Source organism: Mycobacterium helveticum (assembly GCF_007714205.1).
Lineage (GTDB): Bacteria > Actinomycetota > Actinomycetes > Mycobacteriales > Mycobacteriaceae > Mycobacterium > Mycobacterium helveticum.
This window is the reverse complement of record NZ_VMQU01000150.1, coordinates 1-11,686: the sequence shown is the minus strand read 5'-3', so window position 1 is coordinate 11,686 and position 11,686 is coordinate 1. Positions and strand designations below refer to the sequence as shown.

Below are 11,686 nucleotides of genomic sequence, written 5' to 3'. Positions count from 1 at the left end.
ACTCCTCGGCGGCCTTGTCGTAGGCGCGGACCGGGCTGGCGTCGATCGCGGGCAGGTCTTCGGCGCGTGGCGGCGGGGCGGGGGGGGGGGGGGGCCCCCCCCCCGGGGGGGCGCCCCGGCGGCGCGGGCCCGCGACGCCAGCAGGGCCAACGGGGCGGCCGCCCCGAACCAGACGGTGTCGATGCCGTCGTCGGCGATCAGCCGGCGCATCCGGGCATCGACCGCGGGGCCGGGCAGCATCAGCGTGCCGGGGTGACGCACCACGCGGTAGCCGACCGCCGCGGCCGCCGCGTCGAAGCGCTCGGCACCCTTCCAGCGCGGTGCGTAGACCGTCACGGAGTGCGACCCCGCACCGGCCAGCCGATCGACGAACTCGACCAGATACGACTGGATGCCACCCGGCCGCGGCGGAAAGTCGTTGGTCACCAGCAGGACCCGGCTCACGTGCGACAGGCTAGCCTGCCGGTCGCCCCGGCGTGCGCGAGCGTCCGCTCGCGGCGGGTGCCGCCAGCCACCGCTGCCACCGGGCGAGCAGACCCGGCGGGTCGGTGCCCAGGACGTCGCGCACGGCGGTGGGCAGGTCGGTGTGCCCGGCGCCGCACGTGGCCACGTAGAACGCGCGCAGCGTCGCCGCGCCACCGTAGGCGTCGGCGACGAACCGGGCGAACCACCACGCGCGGTCATACGCCGCCGAGCGCTGCGGCCCCGCCGCGTCCAGATCGGCGTCCGACGGCAGCGCCGACGGCCCGGCCGCGCCGTCGGCGGGCACCGGGGTGGCCGGCCGGGCGACGAAGTCGGCGACGCCCTCGGTCAGCCACCGGGGCGCGTCCAGCGCCGTGTCGGGGCGCGCCGCGTAATGAAAGAGCTCGTGCGCCAACACGATTCGCAGTGCGGATGCGCTCATTGCGGCCGCGCCCGGGGCGAACACGATGCGCTGGCCGACCGCCACCCGGTGGGCGGGATCGACGCGGTCGGCAACCGTCACGGCCGCGATGTCGGCCCACTGCGCCGCCGGTCCCCCGCCGGCGGCGGCACGGAACTCCGCGTCGGAGCCGGCGGCCACCACCGCGACGTCGCGCGGCCAGTCGGCGCCCCAGAAGGCGTTTACTCGCCGTACCGCGGCGGCGGCGTCCGCGGCGATCCCGGCCAGCAGGCGGTCGCCGGACGGGCCGCCGCGCCCGATCAGCCGCACCGTGTGGCCCTCGACAACCGCGGCGGGCGCGTCGGCGACCGGGTGCCCGGCGGGCCGGGCCGGCACGGCGGGAGACGGGCACGGCGGCACGGCGGCGGCCACGACCACCTCGGCGACGAACAGCCACGCCAGCGGCGTCGACAGCCGCCGACGCCGCGCGGTGTCGGGGTGCGCGCCGGGGCGCCTAGTAGCGACGGGCGTCGTGGATCGGGCCCGCGGCATTCATCGGAACCACGCGCACCGGTTGGCCGTAGGTGGAGGAATGGATCACCATCCCGTCACCGACGTAGATGCCGCTATGCGACGCGTCGGAATAAAAGGTGACCACGTCGCCGGGCTGCAGGTCCGACACCGCCACCGGTTGGCCGCCGTGGGCCTGCGCCTGGCTGGAGTGCGGTAGCGAGATACCGGCCTGCTGGAAGGCCCACATCACCAGCCCGGAGCAGTCGAACCCGCCGGGCCCGGCGCCTCCCCACACGTACGGCGAGCCGACCTGCGTCAACGCCGCCTGCACCACGCTGGCGCGGTCACCGCCGCCGCCGGGAGCAGCAGCCGCCCAGCCGAAGGGGGCCGGGGCCGCACCGGGCGCCTGCCCGTCGCCCGGGGGCGCGCCGGGCGGTGCCGCTTCCGGCGCCGGAGCGCCCGGGGCCGGGGCGCCTTCCGGGACGGGCCCGGGGTCGGCCAGCGCGGTGCGCTGGTCGGCCGTCAGGGCCAGATACTGCGACTTGACGACAGCGATCTGCACCTGCAGCTGGCTCTGCTTGGACTGCAGGCCGGCCCGGACCGCCGCGGCCTGTTCGGCCGCGCTCTTGGCTTCCGCGGCGGACTTGGCCGACTCCTGCTCCGCCTTGGCGGTCTGCTGGCCGGCGAAGCGGTAGCTGGCCATCTGGTTGGTCATCTGGGTCGCCATCACGCGCTGCATGCTCAGCTTGTCGATCAGCCCCTGGGGCGATCCCGCGGTCAGCATGGCTTCCATGCCGTCGACGCGGCCGCCCATATACGTCGCGGCCGCCAACTTGTCGACCGCCTTCTGGAACCCGGCCAGACGGGCTTTCGCCGCGTCGACGGCGGCCTGGTCGCCCGCGTGCTTCTGCTCCGCCGCCCGCTCGGCCGCCAGCTTGTCGTTGAGGTCGAGCTGCGCACTGTGCATCGCCTCGGTGGTCTGCTCGGCCCGCCGCGACAGCTCGTTGAGTTTGGCCAGCGCATCCTGGGCGGGGTCGGCCGCCACAGTGGCGGCGAAAACGCCGGAAAACACCATGAAGCCCGCTAACGTACCGACCAGGGAACGTGTTAAACCACGCGCAATCGGGTACCTCACGTCAAAGCTCAAGATTGTGCATCCTCGAACGGCCGTGGGCGGCCCGCGGCCCGCCGAGCTGGTTTAGGTCTCAAACAGGTTACGAAACGATAAAGGCGTTTGTCCAAAGCGGTTGATTAAGAAATTGGATAGATTTCTGTCATTTCTCTGTGAGTGACGGCGGGTTCGCCGCGCCCCGAAGTGTATGCGGCGCAGGGCGGTTAAGCCACACCGGACCCGCGGGCGCGTCGGATCGGCACCAGACGCAGCCGCGGCGCCAGCCCGACGTCGGCGAGAACCTCCAGCGCGGCGCGCTCGTCCTGCAGCAGGGTCTCCGGCACGCCCAGCAGCACGCTCACCACGCAGTCGCGGCAACCGGGTCCGCGGACCGCGCAGTGGTCGCAGTCGATCACCACCGGTTCGGCCGGTTCGCCCCCCGCCGCGCCTGGGCTGTCGGGTGCGCTGATTCGTGCCATCGGGTCGATCCTCTCGGGTTGGGCTGTCCTGAACCCCGTGTCCGGGCTGCCCGCACGCTAACCGCGGGCACCGACATCGCCGCGCCGCCGCATCCCGGCCGGCCCGCGGCGTGGCGAGGCCGCCGGTGTCGGTGGGCATGCCTAACGTGGCCAGCCATGGGTGCAGGTGGTGCGACTCAGCTGCGTTTCGCCGACTTGGGATCGCCGGGCGCGGCCGACGAGATCCCGCTGCGCGAAACGACTTTCGTCGTGGTGGACCTCGAAACAACCGGCGGCCGCGCCAAAGCCGCCGACGGCACGCCGCCCGACGCCATCACCGAGATCGGGGCGGTCAAGGTCCGCGGCGGTGTCGTGCTCGGCGAGTTCGCCACCCTGGTCGACCCGCAGCGCAGCATTCCGCCGCAGATCGTGCGACTCACCGGCATCACCACGGCGATGGTCGGCGACGCCCCGACGATCGACGCCGTGCTGCCGATGTTCCTCGAGTTCGCGGGGAGCGCGGTGTTCGTCGCCCACAACGCCGGATTCGACATCGGGTTCCTGCGCGCGGCGGCCGAGCGCTGCGGCATCGTCTGGCCCCGGCCCCGGGTGCTGTGCACCGTGCGACTGGCCCGCCGGGTGCTCAGTCGCGAGGAGGCGCCCAGCGTGCGGCTGGGGGCCCTGGCGCGGCTGTTCGCCGTCGCCTGCCAGCCCACCCACCGCGCCCTCGACGACGCCCGCGCCACCGTGGAGGTGCTGCACGCGCTGATCGAACGGGTCGGCAACCAGGGTGTGCACACCTACGCCGAGCTGTGCTCGTATCTGCCCGGCGTGACGCCGGCGCAGCGCCGCAAGCGGGTGCTCGCGGACGGCCTGCCGCCGCGGCCCGGGATCTACCTGTTCCGCGGGCCGTCGGGCGAGGTGCTCTACGTCGGCACCGCCGTCGACCTGCGGCGCCGGGTGCGTCAGTACTTCACCGGCGCCGACCCCCGCGGCCGGATGAAAGAGATGGTCGCGCTGGCCGCCGCGGTCGACCACGTCGAGTGCGCGCACGCGCTCGAGGCCGGTGTGCGGGAACTGCGCATGCTGGCCACCCACGCACCGCCCTACAACCGCCGGTCGCGGTACCCGCAGCGCTGGTGGTGGCTGGCGCTGACCGACGAGGCGTTCCCGCGGCTGGCGGTGGTGCGCGCACCGCGGCATGACCGCGCCGTCGGGCCGTTCCGCTCGCGCGCCGACGCCGCCGACACCGGTGAGCTGCTCGCCCGGTTCACCGGGCTGCGCACCTGCACCACCCGGCTGGGACGCTCCGCGTTGCACGGGTCGGCCTGCGCCGAGGCCGAGGTGTCGCCGTGCCCCGCCGCGCGCGACGTCACGGCCACCCGGTACGCGGCGGCGGTTGCGCGCGTCGCGGCCCTGATCGACGGCCGGGACAACAGCGCGCTGGCCGCGGCGGTCAGCCGGGTCACCGCGCTGGCCGAGAGCTGCCACTACGAGAGCGCGGCGCGGTTGCGCGACCGCACCGCGACCGCCATCGAGACGCTGTGGCGCGGCCAGCGGCTGCGCGCCCTGGCCGCCCTGCCCGAGCTGATCGCGGCCGCGCCCGACGGCGCCGGCGGCTACCACCTGGCCGTCATCCGGCACGGCCAACTCGCCGCGGCGGGCAGCGCCGCGCGGGGGGTGCCACCGCTGCCCGTGGTCGAGTCCATTTGCGCTGCGGCCCAAGCGATCCTGCCGATGCCGGCCCCGCTGGGCGGCGCGCTCGTCGAGGAGACCGCTCTGATCGCGCGGTGGCTGGCCGGCTCCGGCGTGCGCATCGTGCGGGTCGCGAGCCCCGGCGCCGACGGCTGGGCCTCCCCGATGGGGTCGGCCGGCGCGTGGGCGGGGTGGGCGGCGACGGCGCGCTCGGCGCGGCTGGCCGAGGGACCCGAAGTGCGCTCAGAGTTGCCGGCCGAACCGCACCCATCGCGCGAGCAGTTGTTCGGCCGCGCCGGAGTCGATGGCCGCGGCGGCCCGCCGCAGCCCGTCCTCCCACGCCGGCAGCCATTCGGCGCGGCTGGATAGCCCGGCGTGCGCGACGATCGCCCCGGCGGCGTTGAGCACGACCGCGTCGCGCACCGGTCCCCCGGCGCCGGCCAGCACCGCCCGGACCTCCGCCGCGTTGGCCCGGGCATCGCCGCCCAACAACTCCTCGAGATCGGCGCGGGCGAACCCGAAACCGGCGGGGTCGAACGTGAGCTTGTCCACCGTCCCGGCCTGCACCCGCCAGATCGTGCTGGTGGTCGTGGTGGTCAGCTCGTCGAGCCCGTCGTCGCCGTGCACGACCAGCACGCTGGACCGGCGCGCGGCGAACACCCCCGCCATCACCTCGGCGAGATCGGCGAATGCGCAGCCGATCAGGCCGGCCCGGGGCGACGCCGGGTTCGTCAGCGGCCCAAGCAGATTGAAGACGGTCGGCACGCCGATCTCGCGCCGCACGGACGCGGCGTGCCGGTACGACGGGTGAAAGACCGGGGCGAAGCAGAACCCGATCCCGACGTCGGCGAGGCTGCGCGCCACCTGCTCGGGTTCGAGATCGATGCGCACCCCGAGCGCCTCGAGGGTGTCGGCCCCGCCGGAGAGCGACGACGACGCCCGGTTGCCGTGCTTGACCACCGGCACGCCGGCGGCCGCGACCACGATCGCGGCCATGGTCGACAGGTTGACGGTGTTCACGCCGTCGCCGCCGGTGCCCACGATGTCGACGGCGTCGCCGGGAACCATTCCGTCGGGCATCCGGCGCGCGTGGCTCAGCATCACCCCGGCCAACTCGCCGACTTCCGCCGCGGTGGGCACCTTCATCGTCATCGCCACCGCGAAGGCGGCGATCTGGGCGGGCGTCGCGCCGCCGGCCATGATCTGGCCCATGGCCCAGGCCGCCTGGCCGCGCGCCAAAGACTGCCCGCCCGTCAACCGGGCCAGCACGTGCCGCCACGACGCCGCCGGCCCGGCGGACGTCTCGGACGACTCGGGTGACACAGCCACGCGCCGATGGTCCCACGGCCGGCGGCCCCGCCCCACCGGGCCCCAACAGGACCGGAAACGTCGGCGACGCGACGCGCGGCACCGAATTGCCGCCCCGGGTGGAGTTCGACAACTACAAAGCGTCATACTTGCGGATGTGACCAGCGTTGCCGGAACCTCAGGTACTGCCATCACGTCGCGCGTGCATTCGCTGAACCGACCGAACATGGTCAGTGTTGGCACCATAGTGTGGCTTTCCAGCGAGTTGATGTTCTTTGCTGGCCTGTTTGCGATGTATTTCACAGCGCGCTCGCAGGCCGGCGGGAAGTGGCCGCCGCCGCCGACCGAGCTGAACCTGTATCAGGCCGTCCCGGTGACCCTGGTGCTGATCGCCTCGTCGTTCACCTGCCAGATGGGCGTGTTCGCGGCCGAACGCGGCGACGTCTTCGGGCTGCGCCGCTGGTATGTGATCACGTTCCTGATGGGGCTGTTCTTCGTCCTCGGGCAGGGCTACGAGTACTTCCACCTGGTGGAACACGGCACGACCATCCAGGGAAGCGCCTACGGCACCGTGTTCTATCTGTGCACCGGCTTCCACGGGCTACACGTCATCGGCGGTCTGATCGCCTTCATCTTTCTGCTGGTCCGCACGACGCTGAGCAAGTTCACGCCCGCGCAGGCGACGGCGAGCATCGTCGTCTCCTACTACTGGCATTTCGTCGACATCGTGTGGATCGCACTGTTCACCGTCATCTACTTCATTCGATGATCCTGCATTCGATGAACCTGCGCCGGACGAAGAGGAGTGCTCGGTTGAAAAAGCTGGGGTCTAGCCGATCCGCCGCCGCCAAGCGGCGGGTTCAGTCGCGGCCGGGGCAGCGTGATCGCGCCCGGCGGCGGCTGCGCCGCCGCCTTTCGGGCGGCCTGCTGCTGCTGATAGCGCTGACGATCGCCGGCGGCCTGGCCGCCGTGCTGACGCCCACGCCGCAGGTCGCCGTCGCCGACGAGTCGTCCTCGGCGCTGCTGCGCACCGGCAAGCAGTTGTTCGACACCTCCTGCGTGTCGTGCCACGGCGCCAACCTGCAGGGCGTGAACCAACGCGGGCCGAGCCTGATCGGGGTCGGCGAGGAGGCCGTGTATTTCCAGGTGTCCACCGGCCGGATGCCCGCCATGCGCGGCGAGGCCCAGGCGCCGCGCAAGGAGCCGATCTTCGACGAGTCCCAGGTCGAGGCGATCGGCGCCTTCGTGCAGGCCAACGGCGGTGGCCCGACCTTGGTCCGCAACCCCGACGGCAGCCTGGCCATGGGTTCGCTGCGCGGTAACGACGTGGGCCGCGGCGGCGACCTCTTCCGGCTCAACTGCTCGTCGTGCCACAACTTCACCGGCAAGGGCGGGGCATTGTCGTCGGGCAAGTACGCGCCCCCCCTGGGACCGGCCAACGAGCAGCAGATCCTCGCCGCGATGCGCACCGGTCCGCAGAACATGCCCAAGTTCTCCGACCGCCAGCTGTCCTTCGACAACAAGAAGGACATCATCGCCTACGTCAAGTCGGTCTCCGAGGAGCGCCAGCCGGGCGGCTACGGCCTCGGGGGCCTGGGACCCGCACCCGAGGGCATGGCGATGTGGATCATCGGGATGGTCGCCGCCATCGGGCTGGCACTGTGGATTGGGGCGCGGGCATGAGCGACATCGATCACGGCGGCTCCGACACCGGCGGGACGTCCAAGGGCGTCGGCGAGCACGAGCCCGACGACGCCGCGCTGGCCGGGATGTCGCAGCAGCAGCTGCTCGAACTGGGTGGCAAGCTCGACGGCGTCGAGACCGTCTACAAGGAACCACGCTGGCCGGTCGAGGGCACCAAGGCCGAGAAGCGCGCCGAGCGCGGCGTGGCCCTGTGGCTCCTGGCGGGCGGCGGCTTCGGGCTCGCGCTGCTGCTGATCTTCGTGTTCTGGCCGTGGGAGTACAAGCCCAAGGGCGCCCCGGGCAGCATCCTGTACACGTTGACCACACCGCTGTACGGGCTGACGTTCGGGATGTCCATCCTGGCGATCGCGGTCGGCGCGATCCTCTACCAGAAACGGTTCATCCCCGAGGAGATCTCGATCCAGCAGCGTCACGACGGCGCCTCCCGCGAGATCGACCGCAAGACCGTGGTGGCCAACCTGACCGACGCCTACCAGACGTCGACGATCGGGCGCCGCAAGCTGGTCGGGCTGTCGCTGGGCATGGGCCTGGGCGCGTTCGGCCTGAGCACCCTGGTGGCGTTCGTCGGGGGTCTGATCAAAAACCCGTGGAAGCCGGTGGTGCCCACCGAAAACGGCCTGGAGGCCGTGCTCTGGACGACGGGCTGGACCCCGCGCTACCGCGGCGAGACCATCTTCCTGGCGAGAGCCACCGGCACCACCGAGGGCGCACCGTTCATCAAGATGCGTCCGGAGGACATCGATGCCGGCGGCATGGAGACCGTGTTCCCCTGGCGGGAGTCCGACGGCGACGGCACGACGCCCGAGTCGCGCGAGAAGCTGCGCGGCATCCAGATGGGCGTCCGCAACCCGGTCATGCTCATCCGCATCCGGCCCACCGACATGCCCCGCATCGTCAAGCGGCAGGGCCAGGAGAGCTTCAACTTCGGTGAGCTGTTCGCCTACACGAAGGTGTGCTCGCACCTGGGCTGCCCGGCGTCGCTGTACGAGGAGCAGTCCTACCGGATCCTGTGCCCTTGTCACCAGTCGCAGTTCGACGCCATGCATTACGCCAAGCCGATATTCGGGCCCGCGGCGCGCGCGTTGGCGCAGCTGCCCATCACCATCGACACGAACGGGTATCTGGTTGCCAACGGCAACTTCGTCGAACCCGTCGGACCGGCATTCTGGGAGCGCACCACATGAGTCCGAAACTCAGTCCTCCGAAGATCGGTGACGTCCTGGCCCGCCAGGGCGAGGACATCGACACCCGGTACCACCCGTCGGCGGCGGTGCGCCGGCAGCTCAACAAGGTGTTCCCGACCCACTGGTCGTTCCTGCTCGGTGAGGTCGCGATGTACAGCTTCATCGTGCTGCTGCTCACCGGTGTGTACCTGTCGCTGTTCTTCGACCCCACCATGGGTGAGGTCACCTACAACGGCGCCTACCAGCCGCTGCGCGGCGTGGACATGTCGAAGGCCTTCGCCTCCACCCTGGACATCTCGTTCGAGGTGCGCGGCGGCCTGTTCGTCCGGCAGGTGCACCACTGGGCCGCGCTGATGTTCGCCGCCGCGATCATGGTGCACCTGGCGCGCATCTTCTTCACGGGCGCGTTCCGGCGGCCCCGCGAGGCCAACTGGGTGATCGGTTCCCTGCTGCTGATCCTGGCGATGTTCGAGGGTTTCTTCGGCTACTCGCTGCCCGACGACCTGCTCTCGGGCATCGGAATCCGGGCGTCGTTGTCGTCGATCACGCTGGGCATGCCGGTGATCGGCACCTGGCTGCACTGGGCGCTGTTCGGCGGCGACTTCCCGTGCGGCGGCGTGGGATACCACTGCGCCGAAGCGGGCTACATCGTCCCGCGCATGTACTCCCTGCACATCCTGCTGCTACCCGGCATCATCCTGGCGCTCATCGGCGCGCACCTGGCCATGGTGTGGTTCCAGAAGCACACGCAGTTCCCGGGGCCCGGCCGCACCGAGCACAACGTCGTCGGCGTCCGGGTGATGCCGATCTTCGCGGTCAAGTCCGGCGCCTTCTTCGCGGCGATCGTCGGCGTGCTGGGCCTGATGGGTGGCCTGCTGCAGATCAACCCGATCTGGAACCTGGGCCCCTACAAGCCTTCTCACGTCTCGGCCGGCTCGCAGCCCGACTTCTACATGATGTGGACCGAGGGTCTGGCCCGTATCTGGCCGCCGTGGGAGTTCTACTTCTGGCACCACACCATCCCGGCCCCGGTGTGGGTGGCACTGCTGATGGGCCTGGTCTTCATCCTGCTGATCATCTACCCCTTCCTGGAGAAGCGGTTCAGCGGTGACCACGCTCACCACAACCTGTTGCAGCGTCCGCGGGACGCCCCGGTGCGCACGTCGATGGGTGCGATGGCGATCGCCTTCTACATGGTGCTGACGCTGAGCGCCATGAACGACATCATCGCGCTGAAGTTCGACATCTCGCTGAACGCGATGACCTGGATCGGGCGTATCGGCATGGTGGTGCTGCCGCCGATCGTGTACTTCGTCGCCTACCGGTGGTGCATCGCCCTGCAGCGCAGCGACCGGGACGTGCTCGAGCACGGCATCGAAACGGGCATCATCAAGCGGTTGCCGCACGGCGCCTACATCGAGCTGCACCAGCCGCTCGGTCCGGTCGACGGGCACGGGCATCCGCTACCGCTGGAGTACCAGGGCGCGCCGCTGCCCAAGCGGATGAACAAGCTGGGTTCGGCGGGGTCGCCGGGCAGCGGCAGCCTGTTGTACGCCGATCCGGCGTCCGAGGACACGGCGCTGCGCGAGGCGGCGCACGCCGCCGAGCACCGCGCCCTGACCGCCCTGCGCGAGCACCAGGACACCGTCGTCGGTTCCTCCAACGGCGAGCACGAGCACTAAGCTCGGCGACAGTCACGGTTGGCCCCCGCTCCGGTGGGGGCCAATCGCGTTTTCGGGGCCGCCACCCCGGGACGCGTCTTCCGGTCGCCGACTGTCGTGGGGCCGGGGGCCGGAGTGCCCATTCGGGCCGGCGATCATGGTGGTCGGACTTCCCGCCGCGAGCCGGCCGGGCCGGGACCCGCCGACCGGCTCTGCTGCGCGGCGCCGCCGGCTACTGGGAACCGGCCGCCAGGCGGCGCAGCTGCCGAACGTGCAGGAACTCGACCACCGGCATCGCCGCGGTGACGGCCCCGGCAAGCCCGTAGCCGACCCAGGACGGGCCGTCGTGGCCGACGGCCATCAGGTAGGTCGCCGCCGCGACCGCGACCAGCGCGGTGCCCATCGTGCCCGCCAGCAGAACGGTGCCGCGCAGCCACACGCGATCCACCGCCTCACCGGACCACTCGGGGGCCGGATCAGCCGCCTGCACCCCGGGCCGGGGCGACCGCTCCCCCAGCGTGCGCGTGGTGGCCGGGAAACCGGTCCGCGGCGGGGCGCCCGCCGGGCCACGCGCCGCCCCGGCCGCCGGCCGGGGCGGGGTTTCCTCCTGGGCCGCGCGGCGAGCCCGTAACAGCACCGGGATCGCCCCGGCGATGATCAGCGCGGAGACGACGATGACCGCGTACAACACCCAGGTGGTGTGCGTGCCGCTGGCGGACATCCTGTGGAAGCCGCGGCCCAGGTCCACCAGCGCGACGGCGGCCGCGACGCTCACGCCGAGCACCACCAGCCAGATCGCCGCGCACGCCCCGATCAGGAGGCGATCGATCACGTCCGGCGGAATGGTGTCCGAGCCGCGCCGATAGGAATATTTGCTGACCATCAGCAACTCGTCTGTGGCGCGTCGTTGGAGTTCGAGGACAGCACCGTTCCGTCACTCGTGGTGATCGAGCAGTTGAGCCGGCTGAGCCGGAACAGGCTGGACGCCTCGACCGAGCCCACGTCGGACTGCGAGATCGGCGTGACGGTCATCGACCAGGGAATGTACACGTTGTGCTGCGTGCGCCGCCGGCCGGATGCGTCGACGTAGGTCACCGAGATGATGTCCCCCGGCGCCTTGGTGCCGGTCACCGAATAGGTGACCTGGCGCGGACCGGTGGGGGTGGTGGTCGTCGGCGGGGGTGCCGCGG

General features: G+C 71.7%; 10 protein-coding genes and 3 pseudogenes. 5 read left to right on the top strand and 8 right to left on the bottom strand.

What is annotated here, in order from left to right; genetic code table 11:
- The 5 genes and pseudogenes from FPZ47_RS30295 to FPZ47_RS23855 form a co-directional block, all read right to left on the bottom strand.
- A pseudogene (locus tag FPZ47_RS30295) lies at positions 1–82 on the bottom strand (hypothetical protein); the annotation flags it as partial.
- Positions 83–111: 29 nt separating this feature from the next.
- Positions 112–444 (bottom strand): annotated as a pseudogene (locus FPZ47_RS23870) (glycosyltransferase); the annotation flags it as partial.
- A 10-nt stretch (positions 445–454) separates the two neighbouring features.
- Positions 455–1,315 (bottom strand): eCIS core domain-containing protein, encoded by an 861-nt coding sequence (locus FPZ47_RS23865; RefSeq protein ID WP_425461851.1) that lies wholly within the window; start codon positions 1,313–1,315, stop codon positions 455–457.
- Positions 1,316–1,376: 61 nt separating this feature from the next.
- Positions 1,377–2,522, bottom strand: a complete 1,146-nt coding sequence (ripC, locus tag FPZ47_RS23860) for a peptidoglycan hydrolase RipC (protein WP_210419981.1) — start codon at positions 2,520–2,522, stop codon at positions 1,377–1,379.
- Positions 2,523–2,710: 188 nt separating this feature from the next.
- Entirely contained in the window at positions 2,711–2,965 is a 255-nt protein-coding gene (locus tag FPZ47_RS23855; RefSeq protein ID WP_144956502.1) for a hypothetical protein, read from the bottom strand.
- Between the two features lie 156 nt (positions 2,966–3,121).
- On the opposite strand from FPZ47_RS23855, the pseudogene FPZ47_RS23850 reads away from it, so the two are divergent.
- Positions 3,122–4,945: pseudogene (locus FPZ47_RS23850) on the top strand (DEDD exonuclease domain-containing protein); the annotation flags it as partial.
- Here FPZ47_RS23850 and trpD read toward each other — a convergent pair.
- Positions 4,883–5,968 (bottom strand): anthranilate phosphoribosyltransferase, encoded by a 1,086-nt coding sequence (gene trpD, locus FPZ47_RS29850; RefSeq protein WP_246133601.1) that lies wholly within the window; start codon positions 5,966–5,968, stop codon positions 4,883–4,885. The pseudogene FPZ47_RS23850 and the gene trpD sit on opposite strands and share 63 nt — an antisense overlap.
- A 136-nt stretch (positions 5,969–6,104) precedes the next feature.
- Between trpD and ctaE the strand changes: the two genes are divergently transcribed.
- The 4 genes from ctaE to qcrB are packed head-to-tail and all read left to right on the top strand — an operon-like array spanning position 6,105 to position 10,517.
- The gene (gene ctaE / locus FPZ47_RS23840) at positions 6,105–6,716 is read left to right on the top strand and encodes an aa3-type cytochrome oxidase subunit III (RefSeq protein WP_144956493.1); all 612 of its coding nucleotides are present in this window, start codon (positions 6,105–6,107) and stop codon (positions 6,714–6,716) included.
- A gap of 44 nt (positions 6,717–6,760) precedes the next feature.
- Positions 6,761–7,630 carry a cytochrome bc1 complex diheme cytochrome c subunit gene (qcrC, locus tag FPZ47_RS23835; protein WP_246133600.1) on the top strand — a complete coding sequence of 290 codons (870 nt, stop codon included), beginning with the start codon at positions 6,761–6,763 and terminating at the stop codon, positions 7,628–7,630.
- Positions 7,627–8,835 carry a cytochrome bc1 complex Rieske iron-sulfur subunit gene (gene qcrA, locus FPZ47_RS23830; RefSeq protein ID WP_144956490.1) on the top strand — a complete coding sequence of 403 codons (1,209 nt, stop codon included), beginning with the start codon at positions 7,627–7,629 and terminating at the stop codon, positions 8,833–8,835. Before qcrC ends, qcrA begins: the two co-directional genes overlap by 4 nt.
- On the top strand, positions 8,832–10,517 hold the full coding sequence (gene qcrB, locus FPZ47_RS23825) for a cytochrome bc1 complex cytochrome b subunit (protein WP_144956487.1): 1,686 nt from the start codon (positions 8,832–8,834) through the stop codon (positions 10,515–10,517). The genes qcrA and qcrB overlap by 4 nt, the downstream gene beginning before the upstream one ends.
- 211 nt (positions 10,518–10,728) lie before the next feature.
- Here qcrB and FPZ47_RS23820 read toward each other — a convergent pair whose 3' ends face one another.
- Both FPZ47_RS23820 and FPZ47_RS23815 read right to left on the bottom strand, forming a co-directional pair.
- The gene (locus FPZ47_RS23820; protein ID WP_144956484.1) at positions 10,729–11,379 is read right to left on the bottom strand and encodes a DUF2561 family protein; all 651 of its coding nucleotides are present in this window, start codon (positions 11,377–11,379) and stop codon (positions 10,729–10,731) included.
- The coding region (locus tag FPZ47_RS23815; protein ID WP_246859893.1) for an MmpS family transport accessory protein at positions 11,379–11,686 on the bottom strand (308 nt) is incomplete at its 5' end. The genes FPZ47_RS23815 and FPZ47_RS23820, both read right to left, overlap by 1 nt.